This window comes from Anaerobutyricum hallii DSM 3353 (assembly GCF_000173975.1).
Taxonomy (GTDB): domain Bacteria; phylum Bacillota; class Clostridia; order Lachnospirales; family Lachnospiraceae; genus Anaerobutyricum; species Anaerobutyricum hallii.
Genome location: NZ_ACEP01000064.1, coordinates 23,209 through 48,023 on the forward strand (window position 1 = coordinate 23,209; position 24,815 = coordinate 48,023).

General features: G+C 39.1%; 24 protein-coding genes. 22 read left to right on the top strand and 2 right to left on the bottom strand.

Annotated elements, in window-relative coordinates; genetic code table 11:
• Positions 1-391: 391 nt before the first annotated feature.
• Positions 392-604 carry a DUF6465 family protein gene (locus tag EUBHAL_RS05670; protein ID WP_005346236.1) on the bottom strand — a complete coding sequence of 71 codons (213 nt, stop codon included), beginning with the start codon at positions 602-604 and terminating at the stop codon, positions 392-394.
• Positions 605-920: 316 nt separating this feature from the next.
• On the opposite strand from EUBHAL_RS05670, the gene hisH reads away from it, so the two are divergent.
• The 15 genes from hisH (at position 921) to EUBHAL_RS05745 (ending at position 14,075) form a co-directional block, all read left to right on the top strand.
• Complete coding sequence (gene hisH / locus EUBHAL_RS05675) at positions 921-1,526, top strand: imidazole glycerol phosphate synthase subunit HisH (protein WP_005346237.1); 606 nt, start codon at positions 921-923, stop codon at positions 1,524-1,526.
• A gap of 10 nt (positions 1,527-1,536) precedes the next feature.
• Positions 1,537-2,295 (top strand): imidazole glycerol phosphate synthase subunit HisF, encoded by a 759-nt coding sequence (hisF, locus tag EUBHAL_RS05680; RefSeq protein ID WP_005346239.1) that lies wholly within the window; start codon positions 1,537-1,539, stop codon positions 2,293-2,295.
• 204 nt (positions 2,296-2,499) lie between these two features.
• Complete coding sequence (locus tag EUBHAL_RS05685) at positions 2,500-3,459, top strand: S66 family peptidase (protein WP_005346245.1); 960 nt, start codon at positions 2,500-2,502, stop codon at positions 3,457-3,459.
• Positions 3,460-3,661: 202 nt separating this feature from the next.
• Positions 3,662-3,838 carry a 30S ribosomal protein S21 gene (rpsU, locus tag EUBHAL_RS05690; protein ID WP_005346250.1) on the top strand — a complete coding sequence of 59 codons (177 nt, stop codon included), beginning with the start codon at positions 3,662-3,664 and terminating at the stop codon, positions 3,836-3,838.
• Positions 3,839-4,358: 520 nt separating this feature from the next.
• The gene (dhaK, locus tag EUBHAL_RS05695) at positions 4,359-5,357 is read left to right on the top strand and encodes a dihydroxyacetone kinase subunit DhaK (RefSeq protein ID WP_022169449.1); all 999 of its coding nucleotides are present in this window, start codon (positions 4,359-4,361) and stop codon (positions 5,355-5,357) included.
• Positions 5,358-5,498: 141 nt separating this feature from the next.
• Positions 5,499-6,122, top strand: a complete 624-nt coding sequence (gene dhaL, locus EUBHAL_RS05700; protein ID WP_022169448.1) for a dihydroxyacetone kinase subunit DhaL — start codon at positions 5,499-5,501, stop codon at positions 6,120-6,122.
• 18 nt (positions 6,123-6,140) lie between these two features.
• On the top strand, positions 6,141-6,521 hold the full coding sequence (gene dhaM / locus EUBHAL_RS05705) for a dihydroxyacetone kinase phosphoryl donor subunit DhaM (protein WP_005346266.1): 381 nt from the start codon (positions 6,141-6,143) through the stop codon (positions 6,519-6,521).
• Positions 6,522-6,753: 232 nt separating this feature from the next.
• A complete protein-coding gene (locus EUBHAL_RS05710; RefSeq protein WP_005346269.1) occupies positions 6,754-6,969 on the top strand; it encodes a YabP/YqfC family sporulation protein in 216 nt (71 codons plus the stop codon).
• Between the two features lie 12 nt (positions 6,970-6,981).
• The gene (locus EUBHAL_RS05715) at positions 6,982-8,235 is read left to right on the top strand and encodes a sporulation protein YqfD (RefSeq protein WP_044922187.1); all 1,254 of its coding nucleotides are present in this window, start codon (positions 6,982-6,984) and stop codon (positions 8,233-8,235) included.
• A 79-nt stretch (positions 8,236-8,314) separates the two neighbouring features.
• The gene (locus tag EUBHAL_RS05720; RefSeq protein ID WP_005346273.1) at positions 8,315-9,325 is read left to right on the top strand and encodes a PhoH family protein; all 1,011 of its coding nucleotides are present in this window, start codon (positions 8,315-8,317) and stop codon (positions 9,323-9,325) included.
• Entirely contained in the window at positions 9,322-9,831 is a 510-nt protein-coding gene (ybeY, locus tag EUBHAL_RS05725; protein WP_005346277.1) for an rRNA maturation RNase YbeY, read from the top strand. Before EUBHAL_RS05720 ends, ybeY begins: the two co-directional genes overlap by 4 nt.
• On the top strand, positions 9,828-11,444 hold the full coding sequence (locus EUBHAL_RS05730; RefSeq protein WP_005346281.1) for an aminoacetone oxidase family FAD-binding enzyme: 1,617 nt from the start codon (positions 9,828-9,830) through the stop codon (positions 11,442-11,444). Before ybeY ends, EUBHAL_RS05730 begins: the two co-directional genes overlap by 4 nt.
• The gene (locus EUBHAL_RS05735) at positions 11,441-13,126 is read left to right on the top strand and encodes an NAD(P)/FAD-dependent oxidoreductase (RefSeq protein WP_005346284.1); all 1,686 of its coding nucleotides are present in this window, start codon (positions 11,441-11,443) and stop codon (positions 13,124-13,126) included. Before EUBHAL_RS05730 ends, EUBHAL_RS05735 begins: the two co-directional genes overlap by 4 nt.
• A 174-nt stretch (positions 13,127-13,300) precedes the next feature.
• Positions 13,301-13,525 (top strand): DUF896 domain-containing protein, encoded by a 225-nt coding sequence (locus tag EUBHAL_RS05740; protein WP_005346286.1) that lies wholly within the window; start codon positions 13,301-13,303, stop codon positions 13,523-13,525.
• On the top strand, positions 13,500-14,075 hold the full coding sequence (locus tag EUBHAL_RS05745) for a 5-formyltetrahydrofolate cyclo-ligase (RefSeq protein ID WP_005346293.1): 576 nt from the start codon (positions 13,500-13,502) through the stop codon (positions 14,073-14,075). Before EUBHAL_RS05740 ends, EUBHAL_RS05745 begins: the two co-directional genes overlap by 26 nt.
• A 227-nt stretch (positions 14,076-14,302) precedes the next feature.
• Here EUBHAL_RS05745 and EUBHAL_RS05750 read toward each other — a convergent pair whose 3' ends face one another.
• Positions 14,303-14,914 carry a TetR/AcrR family transcriptional regulator gene (locus EUBHAL_RS05750; RefSeq protein WP_005346296.1) on the bottom strand — a complete coding sequence of 204 codons (612 nt, stop codon included), beginning with the start codon at positions 14,912-14,914 and terminating at the stop codon, positions 14,303-14,305.
• A gap of 195 nt (positions 14,915-15,109) precedes the next feature.
• Here EUBHAL_RS05750 and EUBHAL_RS05755 point away from each other — a divergent pair, with 195 nt between their 5' ends.
• The 7 genes from EUBHAL_RS05755 (at position 15,110) to infB (ending at position 24,807) form a co-directional block, all read left to right on the top strand.
• Positions 15,110-17,224, top strand: coding sequence for an efflux RND transporter permease subunit (locus EUBHAL_RS05755; protein ID WP_005346299.1), 2,115 nt, complete (start codon positions 15,110-15,112; stop codon positions 17,222-17,224).
• Between the two features lie 88 nt (positions 17,225-17,312).
• Complete coding sequence (locus tag EUBHAL_RS05760; protein ID WP_005346300.1) at positions 17,313-19,793, top strand: YhgE/Pip domain-containing protein; 2,481 nt, start codon at positions 17,313-17,315, stop codon at positions 19,791-19,793.
• A gap of 157 nt (positions 19,794-19,950) precedes the next feature.
• Complete coding sequence (gene rimP / locus EUBHAL_RS05765) at positions 19,951-20,412, top strand: ribosome maturation factor RimP (protein WP_022169362.1); 462 nt, start codon at positions 19,951-19,953, stop codon at positions 20,410-20,412.
• Between the two features lie 37 nt (positions 20,413-20,449).
• Positions 20,450-21,694: a transcription termination factor NusA gene (gene nusA / locus EUBHAL_RS05770; RefSeq protein ID WP_005346306.1), complete on the top strand. Its 1,245-nt coding sequence runs from the start codon at positions 20,450-20,452 to the stop codon at positions 21,692-21,694.
• A 22-nt stretch (positions 21,695-21,716) separates the two neighbouring features.
• The gene (gene rnpM / locus EUBHAL_RS05775) at positions 21,717-21,992 is read left to right on the top strand and encodes an RNase P modulator RnpM (RefSeq protein ID WP_005346310.1); all 276 of its coding nucleotides are present in this window, start codon (positions 21,717-21,719) and stop codon (positions 21,990-21,992) included.
• Between the two features lie 10 nt (positions 21,993-22,002).
• Complete coding sequence (locus EUBHAL_RS05780) at positions 22,003-22,296, top strand: L7Ae/L30e/S12e/Gadd45 family ribosomal protein (protein WP_005346312.1); 294 nt, start codon at positions 22,003-22,005, stop codon at positions 22,294-22,296.
• Between the two features lie 3 nt (positions 22,297-22,299).
• Positions 22,300-24,807 (top strand): translation initiation factor IF-2, encoded by a 2,508-nt coding sequence (gene infB / locus EUBHAL_RS05785; RefSeq protein ID WP_005346314.1) that lies wholly within the window; start codon positions 22,300-22,302, stop codon positions 24,805-24,807.
• Positions 24,808-24,815: the final 8 nt, after the last annotated feature.

Below are 24,815 nucleotides of genomic sequence, written 5' to 3' on the forward strand. Positions count from 1 at the left end.
GTCGCTGCAGGTTGAATGTTCGCGTAAAAGCGCTCGCATTCAACCTTTGCTCCGAGGCCACAAATATGCTTTATTTCTCTTTCTGGGTTCTGTTTGTTGGCAGCTCAGTTCGGGAAATCAGTTGGAGAGATTTGGGGAAGAGGACAGGAGACGTGGAATGCCGCAACTATCTGAAACCTCCCTCAAATTCCTCCAAAAATAAATTCTGAATTTGCTTAGGTAGCCAAAGCACAGCCTACAGGGAATATAATATCCTATATTTGTGGCCTCGGAGCAAGTGTTGGGTATGAGCGAATAAAGCGAATATTCAACACGCAGCGACTAAAGTCACAAATATAGGATATTATATTCCCTGTGGGCGTCTCTTTTGCCTGCGGCAAATCAGAATTATCTATTCATATAATGGAAAGCTGCCGGACTCTTCTTCGTTGAATACATAGTATACAGCGTTTTCCTCTGGTTTTAAGTATAAATCCATAGTTTTTAAATCTTTTACTTTGCGGTTTTTGTTACCTGCATCTACCCAAACTTTTTTTGCCCTTGCAATAACTTCTTTGCTTTCAATCTGATTTCCAGCAAATTCTACGTTATATGTTGATTTCATTTATGTATTCCCCTTTCCTAATGGAACTATTATAATGTAATATTGTTACAAATATCATATAATAAATTGAAATAAAAATCAATAAAGAAATTTCGACAGGGAAAAGGCAGACAGTAAGAGCCAGAGCGAATATAATTTTGGCAGTCCTGTTTTACCGTTCATAATATTAAATGTCTTGGAATATTTATGAATTTTTTGCAGATAAATCTTGCAAAATATACCTTTTTCAACTAGAATAAAAAAATAAATGTGCTCTCACAAAAGCAAGTGCAAGAAAGACTTCGAGAGTACATATAAATGATAGGAGGAATGACATATGGTTGCAATTATAGATTATGATGCAGGTAATATTAAGAGCGTTGAAAAAGCGTTGTTACATCTTGGGGAAGAAGTAATGATTACTCGTGACCGAGAGAAGATTTTAAATAGTGATAAGGTAATTCTGCCGGGAGTAGGAGCATTTGGAGATGCTATGGAAAAGCTCCGTTCTTATGGACTCGATAAAGTGATTTATGAAGTGGTGGAGAAAAAGATTCCTTTTTTGGGAATTTGTCTTGGTTTGCAGCTTCTTTTTGAAAAGAGTGATGAAACTCCGGGAGTGAAGGGTCTTGGAATTTTGCCAGGAGAGGTTTTAAGAATTCCAGATAAGGAAGGACTTAAGATTCCGCATATGGGATGGAACTCTATCAAAATCAAAAAAGGAGCAAGGCTTTTTAAAGATATTCCAGAAGATTCTTATGTGTATTTTGTACATTCCTACTATTTAAAAGCAGGACGGGAAGAGGACGTGACAGCAACGACAGAATACTCTGCATTAATTCATGCTTCGGTAGAACATGATAATGTATTTGCCTGCCAGTTCCACCCGGAGAAAAGTAGTGAAATTGGTTTAAAGATTCTTAAAAATTTCGTGGAATTATAAGGAGGAACTTATGTTTACAAAAAGAATTATTCCCTGTCTTGATGTCAATGATGGAAGAGTTGTAAAAGGTGTGAATTTTGTAAATCTGATAGATGCCGGAGATCCGGTTGCCATTGCGGAAGCCTATGATAAAGCAGGAGCGGACGAGCTGGTGTTTCTTGATATCACTGCTTCTTCTGATGCGAGAAATACAGTGGCAGATATGGTTCGGAAAGTAGCGGAGAAAGTATTTATTCCATTTACTGTTGGAGGAGGAATTCGTACAGTAGATGATTTTAAAGCAATTCTTCGTGAAGGGGCAGATAAGGTATCTGTCAATTCTGCAGCGATTATGCGCCCGGAATTAATTAGCGAGGCAGCAGATAAATTTGGAAGCCAGTGCGTTGTTGTTGCGATTGATGCGAAGCGAAGAGAGGACGGCGGCTGGAATATATTTAAGAATGGCGGAAGAGTGGATATGGGAATTGATGCTGTAGAATGGGCCATGCGTGTAGAAAAACTAGGAGCTGGTGAAATCCTTCTTACAAGTATGGACTGCGATGGAACGAAGGCAGGGTATGATTTAGAACTTACCCGCACTATTTCTGAAAATGTTTCTATTCCTGTTATCGCTTCCGGTGGAGCTGGAACGAAAGAACATTTTTATGATGCATTTGATCAGGGAAAGGCAGATGCAGCTTTGGCAGCTTCTTTATTCCATTTTAAAGAGTTGGAAATTATGGATTTGAAGAGGTATCTTAGAGAAAAAGGAATTTCTGTGAGAATATAAGCGGTATTTTTATAGATGATAGCAGAATGTGTTTTGTTTAGGAAGTATTTTTCATCCGATATAGAGCATGTTTGAAAGGCCATTCCTGCAATCTGCATACCCCAATTTGCAGAGAGCATTTTTTGAACATGCTCTCGGAAATTTAATGAAAATTTTGGGATTACAAATGATTTTAAAATCTGCCGGAATGAAAGGAAACTTATTATGAAACTTGCAAAGGGAGATAAAGTTGCAATTGTCTGTTGTTCGAACGGGCAAAGTCTGTCAAAGAAAAAGGAGATAGAGAACTTAAAAGTAATTTTAGAAGAAATGGGTCTTATTTCCGTATTTTCAAAATATATTTATCAAAAGATTTCTTTAGAAGAGGTAGAAAATAATTTAAAAGGTTTTCCAGAAAGCGGAAGTCCATTAGAAAAAGCGAGAGAGTTGATGGAATTTTATGAGGATGCTTCTATAAAAGCTATTTTCGATATCTCTGGAGGAGACCTTGCCAATACGATACTTCCTTATCTGGATTATGAACGAATTGCCTCCGTAAAAAAGCAATTTTGTGGATATAGTGATCTGACCACTATTATAAATGCCATATATGCAAAAACACAGAAGGTCTCTGTTTTGTATCAGATTAGAAATCTTTTGTATGAATATTCCGCGCAGCAAAAAGAAGACTTTATAAAAACGTGTTTTGCAAAAGACTTAAACAACATAATAAACAATGATGCAGTAAAAATGATGGAAAAGAACAACCTCTATGATTTATCTGTGGAAAATAGTGGACTATATCAGTTCCCATATAAATTCTATCAGGGAAAAACGGTAGAGGGAATTGTTGTTGGAGGAAATATTCGATGCTTTTTAAAACTGGCAGGAACCGAATATTTTCCAGATGTCACAGATAAAATATTACTTTTAGAGGCAAGAAGCGGAAATCCAGCGCAGATTGTAACATACTTTGCTCAATTAGAACAACTGGGCGTATTCAAAAAAGTAAAAGGTATTTTACTTGGAACATTTACGCAGATGGAGAGAGAACAGCCAGTGTCGGCTGTATATTCTCTTTTAAAACGATACATTAATGAAGAACTTCCTGTGGTCAAAACGGAGTATATCGGACATGGAGAAGATTCTAAAGCAATACAAATCGGAAAGAAGTATAAATTCTAAGTTACTGCAGGCAAAATAGACGCTCTCAAAGAGAAAAAAATGGTTCAGAGCATGCTTAAAAATGATTCAAAAAAATTTATTCAAAAAATTTAAAAAAGTTATTGACGAATTTGTTTTTTATGCTATAATGTTAGACAGTGCAAAAATACCCAGACAGTTGTATTAGGCACAATACGCAACTGGAGGGAGGTTAGGTGAGTCAATGTCAAGTATTATCGTTAAAGAAAACGAATCTTTAGACAGCGCTCTTCGTCGTTTTAAGAGAAGCTGTGCTAAAGCAGGTATTCAGCAGGAGATTCGTAAAAGAGAACACTATGAGAAACCAAGTGTGAAACGTAAAAAGAAATCTGAAGCTGCTAGAAAACGAAAATATAAATAAGTGCTGTAAGGGGACATCCAGTTATGGATGTCCTTTTTTCATGCTGTCAATAGACGGCTGCTAAGAAAGAATATAGCCTATATCTGTGACTTTCGTCGCGTCGCGTTGAATGTTCGCTCTAGCGCTCGCATTCAGCACTTGCTCCCAGGCCACAGATATAGGCTATATTCTTTCTTGGCGGCCTGTTTTTTGGAAGATTGAAAAAGGATATCCAGGGGAGATTTGAGATTTAGAAATTTAGATTTCTGCTTGCTTTGGAATTGGTAGAATGTGGAAATTGTGATCTTGAATTTTGCCAAAGACAGAAGTCTGGGAACAAATCAAATTAGACATAATCATGATTATGTAAAGTTCACAAAAGAAAAACTTTCTTTTGTGAATAGTTATTCAAAATATCTTTAAAAATGCATAAAATCAATTGACCGATTTATGCAAAAGTGATATTATTGAAATTAGGATGAGTGTGGTGATTGGCACATAATCCCAATGATATATTATTTCTTTGAAGGAGGAGATTATTTTGAAGAAGATTATTAATGCAGTAGACCAGGTAGAGAATCAGATGATAGAAGGTATGGTTAAAGCTTTCCCTCAGTATGTGAAGAAGCTTGACTGTGGTAATGTTGTTGTCAGAGCTGAGAAGAAGACTGGCAAGGTAGCCTTGATCAGTGGTGGCGGAAGCGGACATGAGCCAGCTCATGGCGGATTTGTTGGAAAAGGTATGTTAGATGCTGCAGTTGCAGGTGCTGTATTTACTTCTCCTACTCCTGATCAGATTTATGAAGGAATTAAAGCCGTTGACGATGGCAAGGGCGTTTTAATGGTAGTTAAGAACTATACAGGCGATGTTCTTAACTTTGAGATGGCAGCTGAGATGGCAGCCGATATGGATGGAATCGAAGTAAAAGAAGTTGTTGTTAATGATGACGTTGCTGTACAGGATTCCTTATATACAACAGGCCGTCGTGGTGTTGCCGGAACAGTATTTGTACATAAGATCGCCGGTGCTTTAGCAGAAAAAGGTGCAAGCCTTGACGAAGTACAGGCTGTTGCTCAGAAAGTAATTGATAATGTAAGAACAATGGGTATGGCTATTAAGCCTTGTACCGTACCAGCAGCTGGAGAACCTGGATTTGAACTGGCTGATGATGAGATGGAAATCGGTATTGGTATCCATGGAGAACCTGGCGTTGAGAAGAAACCGCTTGAGACAGCAGATGAAATCGTTGATACACTTCTTGAGAAGATTTTAGCAGATATCGACTACTCCGGTTCTGAAGTAGCAGTAATGATTAATGGATGTGGATCTACTCCTTTAATGGAACTGTTCATCGTTAATAACCGTGTAGCAGATGTTTTGGCTGAGAAAGGTATCAAAGTTTATAAGACAATGGTAGGCGAATACATGACATCCCTTGAGATGGAAGGATTCTCTATCACATTACTCCGTCTTGATGACCAGATGAAAGAACTCTTAGACGAAGAAGCTGACACTCCAGCACTTACAGTTGCAAAATAATAAGTGAAATAGATAGCTGTTATCTAAGGACGGTTATTGACATACCGCCCTTAGACGGTTACAATGAATTTAACGAAAGACCGGCGTAATCTGCGTGGGTCTTTTGTTAGAGTAATGAATATTAGGAAAGAGGACACAATTATGGCAGACGTAAAAAAAGTAATTGAAATCATTGACAAGATTATTGCAGATGTAGATGAGCAGAAGTTGTTTTTAACAGAGCTTGATAATGTAATTGGTGATGGTGACCACGGTATTAACCTTGCTCGTGGTTTTGATGCAGTTAAGACAATCGAAGATACATTTGAAAGCAAAGATATCGGAGCTATTTTAAAAGCAATCGGAATGAAACTTGTTTCTACAGTTGGAGGAGCTTCCGGTCCATTATACGGAACTGCATTTATGAAGTCTGGTGCATTACTTAATGGCAAGACAGAGATGGATATGAATGATTTTATCGAGATGCTTCAGGTATCCATTGATGGTATCATGAAACGTGGTAAAGCTGTAAAAGGTGAAAAGACTATGCTTGATGCCATGATTCCAGCACATGATGCAATCAAAGCTTCTTATGAAGCAGACGGTGATGCTAAGAAAGCTTTAGATGCAGGCGTAAAAGCTGCAGAAGAGGGTATCGAATATACAAAGACAATTATTGCGACAAAGGGTCGTGCAAGCTATCTTGGAGAAAGAAGTATCGGACATCAGGATCCGGGTGCTACTTCATTTACATTAATGCTTAAAGCAGTACAGGAACTTGCATAAGAGAAAGGAATAAGATATATGGTAGGTATTGTTGTTGTATCCCACAGCCCAAAATTAGCAGAAGGTGTTGTAGAATTAGCTTCTTTGATGGCACCGGAAACACCGATGAAGGCAGCCGGTGGAATGGATGACGGCGGATTTGGAACTAGTTTTGAAAAGATTACAGAAGCTATTGATGAAGTTTACAGTGATGACGGTGTAGCAATCTTTATGGATTTGGGAAGTGCTGTCATGACAACGGAAATGGTTTTAGAATCTATGGAAGACCGTAAGATTAAGATGGTAGACTGTCCTGTAACAGAGGGAGCGATTGCTGCCGCAGTAGTTGCCGCAGGAGGAGCTTCTCTTGAAGAAGTTGTGCAGGTAGCGCAGGCATCGAAAGAACAGGCCAAATTCTGATTTGTAAGGCTGTGAAACAGACGCCAGCAAAGAGAGCCTATCCCCTATATTTGTGACTTTAGTCGCGGCGGTTTGAATACTCGCTTACACACACTCGTATCCAAACCTTGCTCCGAGGCCACAAATATAGGGGATAGGCTCTCTTTGCTGGCTGCCTTGCAGCTGCGCAAATCAGGAGTTCTATTTTTTCTTTCTCTCTCATAGGGATATAAAAAATACATGGTGTGATTTTATGCTGGAAAGGAAGAGTCCTTTTGTCTGTTCTGTAAATGGAGCCAAAGAAATCAGTATAGAAAATTATGGAAGTCTGGGTGATTTCAGTGATAAAAAGATTGTGTTGAATTGTTATAAATGTAAGATGATTATTGAGGGAGAAGGTCTTTTAATTGAATATTTTACCGATGTTGATATGAAGATTACAGGTCATATTCATTCAATTCATTTTTGAAGGGAGAAGAAGATGCTCTTTTCGTTATTTCATTTTCTGTCGGGATATTGCCGGATTGTTTTAAGTGGGATGAATCAGGAACGTTTTTTAAATCTCTGCGCAGCAAAGCAGATTCTTTTGTGGAATATTAAAAGAGAGGGAAAGCATTATATTTTTTACATAAGCAGAGGGGGATATAAAGAACTTCAGGAAATATCAGAAAAAACGGGAAGTACATTTCGGTGTATACAGAAAAAAGGAATCCCGTATTTGTTCTGCAGATATAAAAAAAGAAAGTGCTTTGCGTTGGCACTTTTGTTTTGTACAGCTATTTTTATTGTTATGTCCTGTTTTATATGGCAGGTGCAGGTGACAGGAAGTTATGGACATTCAGAGGAAGAGCTTCTTGATTATCTTGAGAAAAAAGGAGTTCATAGTGGGACAAAGATTTCAGGGTTTTCGTGTGCACGATTAGAGGAGCAGATTCGAAAGGATTTTGAAGACATAGCATGGGTTTCCTGTGAAAGAAAGGGAACACTTTTAAGAGTCAGAGTGAAAGAAACTTTAGATAAACGTGATCAAAAGGAGGGAGAAATGCAGGAATCACCATGTAATCTTATTGCTTCAAAGAAAGGAAGAATTGCCAGTATTCTTGTAAGAAGCGGAAGTGCAAAGGTGAAAAAGGGCGATAAAGTAAAGCCGGGGGATGTACTTATTTCAGGGATTGTAGAGATTAAAGATGATGAGGGAGAAATTGCAGAGGAAACATTGGTAAGGGCACAGGGAGATGTTTATGCAATTTCAAAAATAAAATATGAAGATTGTTTTCCATTAATTTATTATAAAAAAAATTATACTGGAAAGACAGAAAAAAGTTATCGCTTTTTGATAAATGGTTATACGATTAAAATGCCGGAACGTAAAACAGCATATGCAGAGTATGATGAACAGTCCAGAGAAATTTTGCTGCATATCGGACCACAGTTTTATCTGCCGGTTTCTCTTTTTGTTATAACAAAGGCGCAGTGTCAGATTTCAAAAGAAAGTTATAGTGTGTCCCAGGCAAAGAAGGAGGCAAGGAAGCGTCTTTTTCTCTTTTTGAAAGAATATGAGAGAAAAGGGGTGGTAATCCTGAAAAATAATGTTAGAATAGACAGTGATAAAAATGAGTGTACTGCAAGGGGAATTATCAAAATAAAAGAACGTGTAGGTAAAGTTCAGGAGATTCCCTCAACATTAGACGGGGAAAAGGATATAAAACAAGAGCCTGCCGTTTTAAACAGATAATTTTAGCAGTAAGTTCAATTACAAATCATATAGTGGGATTTTGAAAATATATTGACAAGAAAGGAAAATCAGACAAAGAATGAATATAGCAGAACAGGAATTCCCTTTTCCAGCGGAACATGCAAGTAATGTTTTTGGTCAGTTTGATGCCAACATGAAAAAGATTGAGAAGACATTGCATGTCACGATTATTTTCAGAGATGACAAGTTGAAGTTAATTGGAGGAGAGAAGGATTGCGATAGAGCAAAACATGTGATAGAGCAGCTCCTTTTATTATCGCAGAGAGGGAATGATATTACAGAGCAGAATATTAATTATACACTTTCTCTTTCTATGACGAATGAGGAATCTGCAGTTACCCAGTTAGATAGTGATGTAATCTGTCATACGATCATGGGGAAACCGATTAAGCCTAAAACGATGGGACAGAAGAAATATGTTGATATGATCACGGATAAGATGATCGTATTTGGTGTAGGACCTGCGGGAACCGGAAAGACATATCTTGCGATGGCAAAGGCAATTACAGCATTTAAGGCAAATGAAGTGAATCGTATTATCCTGACTCGTCCGGCGATTGAAGCCGGGGAGAAGCTGGGATTTCTTCCGGGTGACCTTCAAAGTAAAGTGGATCCGTACTTACGGCCTCTTTACGATGCGCTTTACGAAATTATGGGTGCGGATACTTTTGCTAAAAACATGGAAAAGGGATTAATAGAAGTGGCACCTCTTGCTTATATGAGAGGAAGAACGTTAGATAATGCATTTGTTGTGTTAGATGAAGCGCAGAATACGACACCGGCACAGATGAAGATGTTCCTTACCCGTATTGGCTTTGGGTCAAAGGCAATTATTACCGGTGACCTTACGCAGAAAGACCTGCCGTCAGGTACTCGTTCGGGTCTTGATGATGCGCTTCATGTGCTTAAAAATATTGATGAAATTGGCGTGTGTAATCTGACGAGTAAGGATGTTGTGCGTCATCCGCTTGTTCAGAAAATTGTTACCGCATACGATGAATATGACAAAAAGAAAGAAACAAGACAAAAGAGAAAGCAGAGAACAACAGGAAAGCAGGAGAAAAAATGACATTTGAAATAGAGAATGTATATCCGGAAGTGATTTTACCGGATTATGAAACCGTTATTAAAAATGTGATAGAGGCAGCCTTAGATTATGAAAAATGTCCGTATGAAGCACAGGTATATGTGCTCTTAACAGATAATGAGGAGATTCATGAGATTAATAAGGAACATCGCCAGATTGACCGTCCGACAGATGTTCTTTCTTTTCCGATGGCAGATTATCCGGTGCCGGGAGATTTCTCTGATATAGAAGAAAGAGATCCGGATGCTTTTCATCCTGAGACTGGCGAGCTGATTCTTGGAGATATTATTATTTCCATGGATAAAGTAAAGGAACAGGCGAAAGCTTACGGTCATTCCAATACAAGAGAGCTGGCATTTTTAGTTGCACACAGTATGCTTCACCTTATGGGATATGACCATATGGTTGATGAGGAACGAAAAGTGATGGAAGCAAAGCAGGAAGAGATTCTTAAAAACTGTGGTTATATTCGGGAGATGGAAGCTTGAGACAAATAAAAGGCAGGGAAAAAACTCAGGGGAATAGCAGAAAAAGTTTCACAAATGCTAAAGAGAGAAAAGGCAGAATCAGAGAGCAGGAAAGTGCCGGCCAGTTAAATAATAAAGCGAAAACACAGAACAATATCAGTCTGTCAAAGAACAGAATAAAAACAGAGAAAAGGCACAATCAGAGGATGGCGAAACAAATACAAAAAAGTACTGTGGAAAAGGACAGGATATTACCAGAAAAATTAATTCAGGATTCCACAGTATGGGATACCATTATTGTCGGAGCTGGAGCAGCCGGAATGACAGCCGCACTTGCCTGCGGAAAAGAAAAACAAAAAGTACTCCTTCTTGATCGCCAAAACCAGATGGGAAGAAAGATTCTGGTCACTGGAAATGGCAAATGTAATCTCACAAACTTTGCACAAAAGCCAAAATATTATCGAAGTGACTGTCCAGAGAAGGTACAGAAAGTATTGTCTGTGTTTGGACAAAAAGAGGCTATGGAGTTGTTTCAGAGTCTTGGAATCTATACAAAAGATAAGAATGGCTATGTGTACCCATACAGTGAGCAGGCGGCAAGTGTGAGGGAAGCTTTTGAGACAGAAATATTATCAAATCCGTCTATTACATTTGTTCCTTTTTCGGAGGTATACAATGTTCAAAAGAAAGAGGACGTTTTTTTGATAAAGGCAAAAGAACAGCTCGGTCAGTCAGAACAGAGTACAGGAAAGCAGGGTAATGGTGAGAAAATAGAAAAGGTTTATCGCTGTCAGAGTCTCCTTGTCACAACCGGGGGATTTGCGGGGCCGAAGTTTGGCTGTGATGGCAGCGGATATGCATTTGCTAAAGTATTTGGACATGAGATTATAAAACCATTGCCTGCACTTACAGCATTGAAGTCATCTGCTCCGTTTTTAAAAAAGGTAAGCGGGGTTCGGAATCAGGCAGAAATCACATTAGAAATTGATGGAGAGCCGGTAAAAAAAGAAACTGGAGAACTTCAATGGACAGACTATGGTATTTCTGGTGTGGCTATTTTCCAGTTAAGCCGTTTTGCGATCACCGCTTTAGAGGAGAAAAAGAAGGTAGCTTTATACTTTGACTTTATGCCGGAACTTTCTTCCAAGGAGAAGCTTCGCCTGTTTTTGATGCTTGCACAAAATCATAAAAAAAGAGACATGCTTTCTTTTGTAAAAGGACTATTTCCTGCAAAACTTTGCCCGGTTATTTTAAGAGAGGCAGGATTAAGAGAAGAAACTTTAGCTGGAACATTGAAGGAAGAAGAATGGAATGCCCTTGTCATGGCGGTAAGTCATTTTCCTTTGCGGATTAATGGTTATATGGGATATGAAAAAGCGCAGGTAACAAGAGGCGGTATTTCTCTTACAGAATTAACCGGTAATTTAGAGTCAGATTTTCAGCCTGGACTGTTTTTTGCAGGAGAAGTAGCGGATGTTGACGGCACCTGTGGAGGCTATAATCTTCAATGGGCATTTTCGAGTGGTACAGTAGCAGGAAGAGCGATTGTTAAGAGAAATCAGGAGCTTTTTAAGGATGACCGGCATACGATGGAAGAAAACGATGGTATTTCAGAAAGGAACCGAAGAAGATGATACGAATTTCACAGTTGAAATTAAAGGTGGGACATACCAGAGAAGAACTTTTTGAAGAGATTATTCATCAGGCGCATGGGAAAAGACCTGTCTCATGGCGGATTGTAAGAAAGTCTGTGGATGCAAGAAAGAAGCCACAGCTTTTTTATGTGTATACAATTGATGCAGAGTTTGAAAATGAAAAAAAGCTTCTTTCAGCCAAAAAAAGTAAATGGACACGTTCTACTGTAGTGAAGTATAGATTTCCATATAATAAGAAAGATGGATCAGGAGCAAGCTCGACAGAAGTTTCGACAATAGACAGGGCAGTTATTGTCGGTATGGGACCAGCAGGACTTTTTGCAGCCTTAGTTCTTGCAAGAGCAGGATTTGCCCCCATTGTATTTGAGCGGGGAGACTGCGTGGAAAAACGTTCGGAGATTGTCGAGCATTTCTTTGAAAGTGGAGAACTTGATGAAGAGTCTAATGTACAGTTTGGCGAGGGCGGTGCAGGAACATTTTCTGACGGCAAGTTAAATACCTTAGTCAAGGATAAATTTGGACGTAACCATTTTGTTTTAAAAGAATTTGTCAAACATGGTGCACCAGAAGAAATCCTTTATGAAGCTAAACCACATATTGGTACAGATATTTTAAAAGATGTGGTGGCATCAATTCGAAAAGAAATAGAAAGTCTTGGCGGGGAGGTACATTTCCGCACGAAAGTCTGTGATATCTTATGTGAAAAAATCAGTGGTTCTGTGGCAGAAAGAGAGAGAGCTGAAGCAGAAAAAAAACTTTTGATGCAGGACAAACAGCTAACAGGACTTATTCTTGAAAAAGAAGGAGTGCAAGCGGAATACCCTTGCCGCAATGTTATTTTTGCAATCGGTCACAGTGCAAGAGACACTTTTTATATGCTTCATGAAAGGGAACTTTCTATGAATCCAAAAGCATTTGCGATTGGTGTGCGTGTGGAACATCTGGCACATTTGATTAATGAAAGTCAGTATGGAGAGGGATATCCAGAGGAAGTTCCAACAGCAAGCTATAAACTGACGCATCAGTGCAAAGGCACTGGCAGAGGAATTTATTCGTTCTGCATGTGTCCTGGCGGTTATGTTGTAAATTCTTCTTCAGAAAAAGGTCGGCTTTGCGTCAATGGAATGAGTTACCATAACCGGGCAGGACATAATTCTAATACTGCATTGATTACTACAGTGACGCCAGATGATTTCCCATCAGATAGTCCATTAGCAGGATTGGAATTTCAGCGTAAATATGAGGAACTTGCTTATAAAATCGGAAATGGAAAGATTCCGGTACAGCTTTTTGGAGACTTTCTGAAAAATCAGATGTCCACAAAACTTGGAAACGTTACTCCGTCCATAAAAGGAGAATGGCAGTTCGCAAACTTACACGAATGTCTGCCAGATTATGTCTGTGCATCCCTCGAAGAAGGAATGAGAGCCTTCGGGCATAAAATCAAAGGCTACGATGCAGAAGATACGGTTTTTTCCGGAGTAGAGACAAGAACATCTTCACCACTTCGTATGGAAAGAAATAAACAGTTTGAAAGTAACATACAAGGTCTTTTTCCATGTGGAGAAGGAGCAGGTTATGCGGGAGGAATCACTTCTGCAGCTATGGATGGTATTAAAACTGCAGAAGCTATTGCAGAGAAGATTCTCACACAGAATTAAGTACAGCCAGCAACGAGACAAAGCTTGACTGCATTTACTTACAAAGATATTTCTGTGTTTACAAACGTAGGACCATTGTGTATAATACAACGGAATGTACTCTCGGAGTCTTTCTTGTACCTAATTTTGTGAGAAGATTCCGAGAGTATATCGGATTAAAAAGGAGGAAATTTTATGAATAATATTGATATTGATAGAATTAATGAACTATACCATAAATCCAAATCTGTAGGACTTACCAAAGCAGAAGAAGCAGAGCAGAAAAAACTCCGCAAAGCTTACCTTGCTGCCATCCGCAAAAACTTGCGTGGTTCTTTGAACCGAATTGACATTCAGAATAAAGACGGAAGTATCGAAAATCTTGGTGAGAAATATGGAAAGAAGCTGGATAAAAACTAAAATGCCAGAAGAAGCTTTAGAATTAAAAAAGAATCTGCGGTGTGATATGAAAGCAAGACGAAATGCATTGACAGATGAAGAAAAAAAACATGCCGCAGCAAACTGCCTGTCAAAATTAAAAGAACTGCCGGAATTTATGAATGCAGACTGGATATATGCCTATATCGCCTGCCGGAATGAATTAGAAACCGCAGACATCATTAGCTGGTGTCTTTCTTATGGAAAGCATGTTGCCGTTCCAAAAGTACAAGGAGAAATCATGCATTTTTACGAAATCACTGCGCTATCTGACTGTGTTCCCGGAGCATTTGGTATCCTTGAGCCAGCAGGAGAAGAAAAAGACAGAATCACAACTCCAGGCTTTATGCTTGTCCCAGGACTTGCCTTTGATAAAAACGGAAATCGTCTTGGATACGGCGGTGGATTCTACGATAAATATCTCGCATCCCATGAGGAGATTATAACAGCGGCATTGGGGTACGACTTTCAAATCGTAGAAAAAGTACCGTCCGAATCCCATGATAGGAGGATGGACTATTTAATTTATTAGGCAAAACAGACGCCCTCGAAGAGAAAAGCGCCTCTATATTTGTGACTTTAGTCGCGGCGGTTTGGATGTTCGCTTATGCGCTCGCATCCGAACCTTGCTCCGAGGCCACAAATATAGAGGCGCTTTTCTCTTCGAGGGCTGTCTTTGGCTGGATTTTTAAATTAAATAGTGCATGGGAAAGATTTGAGGTTGAAATCGGAAGTCTCTCATCCCCAAATTACTCCCAACTAATCAGCCATCGGTTTTGTGAAGGTTATAAATATTTGTCGGATTGTCTGATGTAAATAAGGAAGATATTCTTCCATGGATACTGGCTGCTGATATAAGATGCAGCTATAGCAGGTAGAGCCTACCAGCTCTAAGATTGTAAAGAGCATTAATTCCTGATTTTCGCAGAAGATATGATTCTGTGTCAGCATATCCTGATAGTAATCATAAAATTGTCGGGAATTTTCCGGGACCGTCTTCTCAAAAGCATTTTTAAAGATTCCCCAGGAAAGATTCTTAGAGATGAACTGAAGAAGCTTCGGTTCTTTTTCTAATCGGTCTATAATATGATCAATGACGAAAAACATCTGGTTTTCAAAACCCTGAATATTCTGTTCGATTAAAGCCGTATGTGCATTCCCAAAAAGCTGGCTTGTTTTATATGTTACAAGCTTGTCTCTTAAATCATATTTATCTTTAAAATATAAATAGAAAGTTCCTTTTGCGAGACCTGCCCGATTTACAATGTCGGAAATGGTTGTTTTAGTAAACCCCTTTTCGGTAAACAGTTCAAAAGAAGTCTGCAATAATGTTGTATTCTTTTGTTTTTTATTTGTCTCAACTTTTCCCATAATAATACCACCTTAAACGATGCTGAATGTATTTGGCTACATTATGCAACAAAAATGACCAAAAGTCAATAACGTAAAAATGACCAAAATTCAGTTTCGCTTATTGAGGAAAATTGTGCGTTACTCAGTGTTGACCGATGGTCATTTTTTGCATATAATGTTGGTTAGGAAAAGAAAATAAATAAAGAGGGGATGATGAATTTGTTAATCAAGATGGGTAAGCAGATTGCGAAACATAAATTTCTGATTTTGCTTATTGGATTTTTGTTACTGATACCTTCCTTAATAGGAATGGTAACGACAAGAGTTAACTATGATTTACTTAGTTATCTGCCAGAGACGCTTGAAACGGTAAAAGGTCAGGATATTATGGTAGATGAGTATGGAATGGGAGCGTTCTCGATGGTTGTTGTCGAGAATATGGAACTGAAAGATGTGCAGAAGCTTGAGAAGAAGTTTGAGGCAGTCGATCATGTAAAGGATGTTCTCTGGTATGATGATGTTGCTGATTTAAATCTTCCAGTACAGATGATTCCGAAAAAGTTAAGAGAAGGTTTCTTTAAAGGCAATGCCACGATGATGATCGTACTTTTCGATAATACGACATCATCCGATGAATCTATGAATGCAGTTGCCGAGATGAGAAAGCTTGCGAATAAGCAATGCTTTATCAGTGGTATGTCAGGTGTAGTTAATGATATTAAAGATGTTGCACTTGACGAGCTGCCAGTTTACGTTGTGATTGCCGCTGTATTGTCATTCCTGGTACTTGAGTTTACGACAGAATCTTTCTTAGTACCAGTGTTCTTCTTATTAAGTATCGGAATTGCAATTATTTATAACTTAGGAAGTAACGTGTTCTTAGGGCAGGTTTCCTATATTACAAAGGCACTGACGGCTGTATTACAGCTTGGAGTTACGATGGACTATTCCATTTTCCTGCTGAATAGTTATGAGGAATATAAAGAGAAGTACACAGAAGATAGGAACCGGGCGATGGGGCATGCGATTGCAAGTACCTTTAAAGCGGTTGTCGGAAGTTCCGTCACAACTGTTGCCGGATTTGCGGCTCTTTGCTTTATGACATTTGCATTAGGTCGTGATCTTGGTATTGTTATGGCCAAGGGTGTTATTATCGGTGTAATCTGTTGTGTAACGATTCTTCCATCACTGATTCTTGCATTTGATAAGCAGATTGAGAAGACAAAGCACAGACCGCTGATTAAGAGTGTGGATGGTGCATCAAACTTTATTATCAAGCATCACTGGGTATGGCTGATTGTTTTCCTTGTATTATTACTTCCAGCAGTACATGGAAATAATAATATCAAGATTTATTATGATATCGCAAAGTCTATGCCATCCAGCCTGCCAAGTAATGTGGCGACAGACCGATTGAAAAAAGACTTTAATATGAGTACGATTCATATGGTAATGATGGACAGTAACATGGATTCTAAAGATAAACGAGATATGCTCAAAGAGATTGACAATGTAGAAGGTGTTAAATGGACGATAAGCATGAGTTCTCTTGTCGGGGCCTCTGTACCAGAATCCATGATTCCAAAAGATGTAAAGAGTATGCTCCAAAGCGGTGACCATGAACTGGCTTTTATCTGTTCGGAATATGAATCAGCAACTCCGAAAGTAAATAAGCAGATTGCAAAGATTAATAAGATAACGAAGAACTATGATAAAACATCAATGGTAATTGGTGAAGCACCACTTATGAAGGATCTTGAAGATGTTACAAACATTGATATCCAGAATGTAAATATTGCTTCAATCGCAGCGATTTTTGTAATTATTCTTATTATATTTAAGTCAATCTCCCTGCCAGTTATTCTGGTAGCCATCATTGAATTTGCGATTGCGGTAAATATGGCAGTTCCATATTACCAGGGGGTCAGCCTTCCATTTGTTGCTAGCATTGTTATCGGAACGATACAGCTTGGAGCGACAGTAGACTATGCGATTGTTTATACCAATCGTTATTTGAAAGAACGAAGGAATGGAAAGAATAAGTTAGAGGCAATCAGCATTGCTCATAAGTCAAATATGCTTTCTATTATAACGAGTGCGTTGAGTTTATTTGCAGCGACTTATGGTGTTGCCTGCTACTCACAGGTAGATATGATTGGTTCTATTTGTACATTGCTGGCAAGAGGTGCTATTATCAGTATGATCGTTGTTCTCACACTGCTGCCTACGATGTTCCTTATCTTTGATAAGGCGATATGCAAGACAACGAAGGGAATGGGCCATATTGACGATCATAAAGATACAGTAGTTAATGACATTGTATTATAAATAATATGTAATCCCGGAATCTAATGGAAGCAAAGCGTCATATGCTGTACAAAAGATTCCAGGAGCATAAATTTAGGGAGTGATAGAGATGAGAAATAAAAGATTTGTAAAACACACATCCAGAGCATTTGCTATTCTCATGAGTGCCATGATGGCAGTAGGAATTGCAATGCCAGTCAATGCAGCAGGAAAAAAAGATTCCAAAAAAGAAGATAAGACAGAGACGGTATATGTAAATGCGAATGCAGACGGAAGCGTTGATAAGATTACTGTAAGCGACTGGTTAAAGAATCATAGCAGCAGTGATACATTAGAGGACTTTTCCAACCTCGAGAATATCAAGAATGTAAAAGGTGACGAGACATTTACCCAGAATGCAGATGGTTCTATTGTATGGGATTCTAAAGGAAATGATATTTATTATCAGGGCGAATCCAATGAAGAACTTCCAGTAACAATGAAAGTTACTTATTATCTTGACGGACAGCAGATGGATCCGAAAGATATGGCTGGTAAAAGTGGTGAAGTAAAGATACGCTTTGATTACTATAACAACTCCAATGAAACGGTAAAAGTAAAAGGCAAGAACTATAATATAAAGACTCCATTTACTATGGTTACCGGAATGATTCTTTCTTCTGATGTATTTTCTAATATCGAAGTTACTAATGGTAAAGTAATTAGCGATGGAGATAAAAATGTTGTTGTAGGTCTTGCGTTCCCTGGATTAAAGAGCAGTCTTAATCTGGCATCTTATGATAAATTAGATGATGTAGATATTCCAGAATATGTAGAAGTTACAGCGAAGGCAGATAAGTTTGAACTTGCATTAACAGCAACAGCGGCAACAACAGGAACATTAAAAGACATTGATACAAGCAATTTAAATGACGTAGATGATTTAAAAGACAGCATGGATAAACTTACAGATGCAACCGATAAGCTGATTGATGGAAGTGAAGCTTTATCCGATGGAATGGGAACTCTTTCTTCTTCAGCAGGAGAATATACAAAGGGCGTATCTTCCGCGAATGCTGGAGTAAAGCAGCTTCTATCCGGTCTTAATACATTAAGTTCTAAGAGTGGACAGTTAGAATCTGGTGTAGAATCTTTGAATAAAGGATTAAAAGCCCTGAAAAAGGGAACAAAGTCACTGAATGCAGGAATCTCCTCCTATACAAAAGGAGTATCTGGCTTAGATGCTGGTTTACAGTCAGCAGCAAGCGGTACAGGTAAGTTAGAGTCAGGAGCAGGAGCACTTTCTAAAGGTATTAAAAGTTATACCGAAAATGAAGCTAAAATTGCAGCAGGAATCAAAAAGTTAAATAATAAGGTTTCTGGAATGAGTAATTTGGAACTGCCAAGTGACACAGAATTAAAAGCAGTAAAGAAGGCATCCTCTGCATTAGAAAGTGACGCGAAAAAGTTACAGGAATCGGCAACAGAGATTCAATCGGCAATTGATAAGATGAATAAGTTATCTGAAGCAGTGGAGGCGCACAATAGTAAGATAGATGAACATAATAAAGAAGTTTCAGAGAAGTTCAGTAGTGCAAAATCTGCATTAGATGATATTGATAAAAAGGCAACGGATAAGGCAAATGAAAAGATTGCCAGCCAGAAAGATTCTCTTAGCAGCAGTGCAACTTCAAAGGCAAAAGAAGAAGCTAAATCTGCCATTGATAGTGTAAATATGGATGGATTGACCGATGAAATGAAGAGTGCTTTAAAGAGTGCCATTGATAATAACGTTAGTGTAAGTGCAGAGCCATCAAGCATTGAAATCAGTGGCCTGGCAAGTGATGCCGAAAAAGCATTAGGAGATGCTCCAAGTGCAGAGAAGCTTAATATTGGCAAAGTTAATGTAGGACTCAGTGATATGGAAACTCTGTTAAAAGATATGAAGACACAGGCAGCAGTATTAGAGAGTTTTGCAGCAAATACAGGTTCTTTATCCGATGCAGCAAGTCAGATTCCAGATTTGATCAAGGGTGTTGATGAATTAAATACCGGAGCGCAGGCTCTTACTGCAAATAATAAAACGCTTACAAGTGGTATGAAAGATTTAACTTCTGGTCTTAGCACCCTTTCTACCGGACTTGATACCATGACAAAAGGAGCGGCGACCTTAACAGGCAATAACAGTGTTCTTACAAAAGGAGCAAGTTCCGTAGATAAAGGAACAGGTAAGTTAGTAGCGGGAAGCAGCCAGTTAGTAACTGGTGTAAAGGCTTATGCACAGGGGGTTAATGCAGCAGCGATCGGTGTACAGAGTCTTTCTTCTGGAATGAATAAGTTAGACTCCGCAGGCGGACAGCTTACTTCTGGTATTGATAAGCTTGCTACAGGAAGCGATACACTTACAAAAGGCTTAAAGACATTTAATGATGATGGAATCAGCAAGCTTTCTGACCTTGCAGGAGATGATCTTGACAGCGTGATCAATCATTTCAAGGCTGTAAAGAAGGCAGATAACAGATACAAATCCTTCGGCGGAATTAAGAAAAATGCGAAGGGAAGCGTGAAATTTGTGATTGAAACAGACCCTATCGAGGCAGACGAGAATTAAGAAAATGTCACAAAAATAGCAGATAGCAGGTAAAATTTTAAGAAATCCCTTGATAAACAATGGAAAACCTGCTATACTACGAATAGTATACTGTAGATGATAAGAGTGGGTGGGTGCCCACTCTTATTGTATGTCTGGGAAAGAGGTGAGAATCAACATGAAAAGAACAGAGATTGTTGCAAAGACGGAAGAACTGGTAACTCCGATTATTGAGGAGAATCATTTTGAACTTGTTGATGTAGAGTATGTAAGAGAAGGTGCGAACTGGTATCTTCGTGTATATGCGGATAAGGAAGGCGGCATTAACATTGATGACTGCGTACTGATCAGTCGTGCTCTTGAAGAGAAGCTTGATGCAGAAGACTTTATTTCTGATGCTTATATTTTAGAAGTGAGTTCCCCTGGTCTTGGAAGACCACTGAAAAAAGAGAAAGATTTTAAGAGAAGTCTTGGAAAGTCTGTAGAATGTAAGCTCTACAAAGCAATTAATAAACAGAAGGAATTTGAGGGAATCTTAAAAGATTTCACAGAAGATACTGTTACGATTGAAACAGAAGGGAACGAACTGGTACTTGACCGTAAGGACATTGCTATGATTCGTTTAGCTATTGATTTTTGAGAATAATATAGAAAAGAAAGCAGGAGGATAAGAGAAAATGAGTGAATTAATTGATGCTTTAAATCAATTACAAAAAGAGAAACATATTGAAAAAGAAGTAATTATGCAGGCGATTGAAGATTCTTTAGTTGCAGCATGTAACCGTGACTTTGGAAAGAATGCCATTGTAAAGGTAAACATGGATAGAGACACTGGTGATATTTCTGTTTATGTCGAAAAGACAGTTGTAGAGGAAGTAGAAGATCCAGCTACAGAAATTAGTTTAGCAGATGCAAAGATGATTCGTTTCCACTATGAGATTGGCGATGTAGTAAACATCGAAGTGACTCCAAAGAACTTCGGAAGAATCGCTGCACAGCATGCAAGAAGTGTTATCGTGCAGAAGATTAAAGAAGAAGAAAGAAGAGTGGTATTCGAGCATTTCGCACATAAAGAAAAAGACATCGTAACAGGTGTAGTACAGCGTTATAATGGAAAGAATATCAGTGTAAGTCTTGACGATAAGACAGATGCTGTTCTCACAGAAAAAGAGCAGGTTAAAGGCGAAGTATTTAAGCCAACAGACCGTATCAAACTGTACATCGTAGAAGTAAAAGATACAAACAAGGGACCTAAGATTTTAGTTTCCAGAACACATCCAGAACTTGTTAAGAGACTTTTTGAAAAAGAAGTTGCAGAAGTTTATGATGGAACAGTAGAAATTAAGAGCATTGCCCGTGAAGCAGGTTCCCGTACAAAGATTGCAGTAGCATCTAACGATCCTAATGTAGATCCTGTAGGAGCATGTGTAGGTATTAACGGAGCGCGTGTTAATGCAATCGTAAGTGACTTACGTGGAGAAAAGATTGATATTATTGAATGGAATGATGATCCAGCAGTATTGATCGAGAACGCATTAAGCCCATCCAATGTAGTCTCTGTAGATGTAGACGAAGAGGAAAAGAGCGCACGCGTTGTTGTTCCAGACTACCAGCTTTCACTTGCCATCGGTAAAGAGGGACAGAATGCCCGTCTTGCAGCAAAGCTTACAGGATATAAGATTGATATTAAGAGTGAAAGCCAGGCAGCAGAGCTTGCAGAAGAATTAGACTTCGGAGAAGATTTTGGTGATCTTGATGAGGCAGAAGATTTTGACCTTGAAGCACCTGTAGAAGAGCCAGAAGTTTCCGCAAGCGAAGCGACAGCAGATTTTGAGGCAGAAGAGGTAACAGAAGAACCAGAAACAGCAGAGGATTCTTTTGAGGAAGTTTCTTCTGAGGAAGCAGACACAGACGAACAGTAAGAATGGAATCTGGTGAACAGTTATGGGAAAGAAGATACCACTTAGACAGTGTGTGGGCTGTCGTGAAATGAAGACAAAAAAAGAGATGATCCGGGTTATCAAGACACCGGAGAATGAAGTTGTCCTTGATGCAAAAGGAAAGCAGAATGGCAGAGGTGCATATCTTTGTTTTTCTGCGGAGTGTCTTCAGAAAGCAAGACGTTCAAAAGGACTGGAACGTTCTTTAAAGATTTCCATTCCTGATGAGATATATGACCGATTAGAAGAGGAGTTGAAGGAACTTGACACAAAACAGTAAAGTATTATCTATGCTAGGGCTTGCTGCTAAGGCAGGAAAGGTTGCCAGCGGAGAGTTTTCTACCGAAAAGGAAGTAAAATCCGGCAATGCCTGTCTGGTAATCGTAGCAGAAGATGCTTCTGACAATACAAAAAAATTGTTCCGGAACATGTGTAAGTATTATGAAGTGCCTATGGAAATCTTTGCGACCAAAGAGGAATTAGGGCATTGGATAGGTAAAGCGTACAGGGCTTCCATCTGTATCTTAGATGAAGGTTTTGCAAAATCAATCGTAAAAAAAATAAGTCTGAATATGGAGGGATAGTGTATGCCAAAAATGAGAGTACATGAGTTAGCAAAGTTATTAGATAAAAGCAGCAAAGAAATTATAGCAGAGTTAAAACAGCAGGGAGTTGAAGTACAGAGTCATATGAGTACAGTATCAGATGAACATGTAGATAAATTAAAAGCAAAATTCCAGAAAAAAGAATCTGGTAACAACCGCGGTAACAATGAAAGCCGTAGCAACGATAATCGCGGTAGCAGAAATGATAACCGTGGAGATAGAAATAATAACCGTAATGACAACCGTGGGGACGGAAGAAATAACAACCGCAATAACGACAATCGTAATGGACGTAATGAAAACCGCGGAGATGGAAGAAATAATAACCGAAATGATAACCGTGGCGGCCGTAACAACCGTAACGACAACCGAAATGACAACCGTGGCGGCGGAAGAAATAATAATCGTAATAACGACAACCGTGGCGGCCGTAATGATAATCGCGGAGATAACCGTAACAATAACCGTAACGGAAATGACAGAAGAAACAGGCCTTCTATGGGAGATACTCCGATTAACGCAAAAGAAACAAGAAACGGCAAAGAAAACCGCCATGACATCAATCGTGAGCACAGCCGTGACAACAAGGAAAACAACCGAAATGATAACCGTGGTGGCAAGAACAACCGCCGCAATAACCGCAATAATGATTTTGGCAGCTCAAGAAAGCAGAAGAACAATAAGAAGCAGCAGGCTCCAGTACAGCCACCAAAGCAGGAAGAGCCAAAGGAAGATGTAATCCGTAACATCACTCTCCCAGATCCAGTATCCTTAAAGGATTTGGCAGATGCTTGTAAGGTTCAGCCTTCTGTTATTATCAAGAAGCTTTTCATGGCAGGACAGATGGTAACCATCAACACAGAATTCTCTTTTGATGATGCAGCAGAAATCGCTTTAGAATATAACTGTATCGCAGAGGAAGAAGTAAAAGTTGATGTCATCGAAGAACTCTTAAAAGAGGAAGAAGAGGACGAAAGAAACTTAACAAGCAGACCACCAGTTGTCTGTGTAATGGGTCACGTTGACCACGGTAAAACTTCTCTTCTTGATGCGATTCGTTCCACACACGTTACAGCAGGTGAGGCTGGTGGAATCACACAGCATATCGGCGCTTATGTGGTAGAGATTAACGGAGAAAAGATTACATTCTTAGATACACCAGGTCATGAGGCATTTACTTCTATGCGTCTGCGTGGAGCACAGGCAACAGATATCGCTGTTTTAGTTGTTGCTGCCGATGACGGTGTTATGCCACAGACAATCGAGGCAATCAACCATGCAAAAGCTGCAGAGGTAGAAGTTATCGTTGCAGTTAACAAGATTGATAAAGAAGGTGCCAACGTTGACCGTGTAAAACAGGAACTTACTGAATACGGCCTTATCGCAGAAGACTGGGGTGGAAGTACCGTATTTGTACCAGTTTCTGCTAAGACAGGCGAAGGAATTGATGAACTCTTAGAGATGATTACTCTTACAGCAGAAGTATTAGAGCTGAAAGCAAACGCGAAGAGAAGAGCCAGAGGTCTTGTTATCGAAGCGAAACTTGATAAAGGCCGTGGACCAGTTGCTACAATCCTTATCCAGAAAGGTACGCTTCATGTAGGAGACAGCATTAACGTAGGTCATGCATTTGGCCGTGTTCGTGCGATGATGGATGACAAGGGTAACCGTGTAAAAGTAGCAGGCCCATCTACCCCAGTAGAGATTCTTGGTCTTAACGATGTACCATTCTCCGGCGAGGTCCTTATGGCTCACGGAAATGAAAAAGAAGCAAGAGCAACTGCTGATGCATTTATCGCATATGGAAGAGAAAAGATGCTCGAAGAGACAAAGAATAAGTTGTCCCTTGATGATTTATTTGATCAGATTCAGGCTGGTAACGTAAAAGAATTAAACCTTGTCGTAAAGGCCGATGTACAGGGATCTGTAGAAGCTGTAAAACAGAGTCTTATGAAGCTTTCCAATGAGGAAGTTATGATTAAAGTTGTACATGGTGGTGTAGGTGCCATTAACGAATCTGATGTAATCTTAGCTTCTGCATCTAATGCGATCATCATCGGATTTAATGTACGTCCAGATGCGATGGCAAAGGCTGCAGCAGAGAGAGAAAAAGTTGACATGAGATTATACCGTGTCATCTATAACGCAATTGAAGATATCGAAGCAGCAATCAAGGGTATGTTAGATCCTGTTTACAGAGAAAAAGTAATCGGTCATGTAGAAGTACGTCAGATTTACAAAGCTTCCGGTGTTGGAACAATCGCTGGATGTTATGTACTGGATGGTACGATTACAAAAGACGCACAGTCCCGTATCGTTCGTGATGGTATCGTTATTTACGAAGGAGAACTTGCATCCCTGAAACGTTTCAAAGATGACGTAAAAGAAGTAAAAGCAGGCTTCGAATGTGGTATCGTTTTTGAAAAATACAACGATATTAAAGAAGGCGACCAGATTGAAGCTTTCGTAATGGAAGAAATTCCTAGATAACAGGAGGT

Excerpts from the sequence above, each read along its gene's own strand:
- rnpM (WP_005346310.1), top strand. The coding sequence starts at position 21,717 with ATGGGAAAGAAGATACCACTTAGACAGTGTGTGGGCTGTCGTGAAATG.
- dhaM (WP_005346266.1), top strand. The coding sequence starts at position 6,141 with ATGGTAGGTATTGTTGTTGTATCCCACAGCCCAAAATTAGCAGAAGGT.
- EUBHAL_RS05710 (WP_005346269.1), top strand. The coding sequence starts at position 6,754 with ATGCTGGAAAGGAAGAGTCCTTTTGTCTGTTCTGTAAATGGAGCCAAA.
- infB (WP_005346314.1), top strand. The coding sequence starts at position 22,300 with ATGCCAAAAATGAGAGTACATGAGTTAGCAAAGTTATTAGATAAAAGC.
- EUBHAL_RS05685 (WP_005346245.1), top strand. The coding sequence starts at position 2,500 with ATGAAACTTGCAAAGGGAGATAAAGTTGCAATTGTCTGTTGTTCGAAC.
- EUBHAL_RS05750 (WP_005346296.1), bottom strand. The coding sequence starts at position 14,914 with ATGGGAAAAGTTGAGACAAATAAAAAACAAAAGAATACAACATTATTG.
- rpsU (WP_005346250.1), top strand. The coding sequence starts at position 3,662 with ATGTCAAGTATTATCGTTAAAGAAAACGAATCTTTAGACAGCGCTCTT.
- hisF (WP_005346239.1), top strand. The coding sequence starts at position 1,537 with ATGTTTACAAAAAGAATTATTCCCTGTCTTGATGTCAATGATGGAAGA.
- EUBHAL_RS05715 (WP_044922187.1), top strand. The coding sequence starts at position 6,982 with ATGCTCTTTTCGTTATTTCATTTTCTGTCGGGATATTGCCGGATTGTT.
- EUBHAL_RS05760 (WP_005346300.1), top strand. The coding sequence starts at position 17,313 with ATGAGAAATAAAAGATTTGTAAAACACACATCCAGAGCATTTGCTATT.
- rimP (WP_022169362.1), top strand. The coding sequence starts at position 19,951 with ATGAAAAGAACAGAGATTGTTGCAAAGACGGAAGAACTGGTAACTCCG.
- EUBHAL_RS05720 (WP_005346273.1), top strand. The coding sequence starts at position 8,315 with ATGAATATAGCAGAACAGGAATTCCCTTTTCCAGCGGAACATGCAAGT.
- ybeY (WP_005346277.1), top strand. The coding sequence starts at position 9,322 with ATGACATTTGAAATAGAGAATGTATATCCGGAAGTGATTTTACCGGAT.
- EUBHAL_RS05745 (WP_005346293.1), top strand. The coding sequence starts at position 13,500 with ATGGAAAGAAGCTGGATAAAAACTAAAATGCCAGAAGAAGCTTTAGAA.
- EUBHAL_RS05780 (WP_005346312.1), top strand. The coding sequence starts at position 22,003 with ATGCTAGGGCTTGCTGCTAAGGCAGGAAAGGTTGCCAGCGGAGAGTTT.
- EUBHAL_RS05755 (WP_005346299.1), top strand. The coding sequence starts at position 15,110 with ATGAATTTGTTAATCAAGATGGGTAAGCAGATTGCGAAACATAAATTT.
- EUBHAL_RS05740 (WP_005346286.1), top strand. The coding sequence starts at position 13,301 with ATGAATAATATTGATATTGATAGAATTAATGAACTATACCATAAATCC.
- EUBHAL_RS05735 (WP_005346284.1), top strand. The coding sequence starts at position 11,441 with ATGATACGAATTTCACAGTTGAAATTAAAGGTGGGACATACCAGAGAA.
- hisH (WP_005346237.1), top strand. The coding sequence starts at position 921 with ATGGTTGCAATTATAGATTATGATGCAGGTAATATTAAGAGCGTTGAA.
- EUBHAL_RS05670 (WP_005346236.1), bottom strand. The coding sequence starts at position 604 with ATGAAATCAACATATAACGTAGAATTTGCTGGAAATCAGATTGAAAGC.
- nusA (WP_005346306.1), top strand. The coding sequence starts at position 20,450 with ATGAGTGAATTAATTGATGCTTTAAATCAATTACAAAAAGAGAAACAT.
- dhaL (WP_022169448.1), top strand. The coding sequence starts at position 5,499 with ATGGCAGACGTAAAAAAAGTAATTGAAATCATTGACAAGATTATTGCA.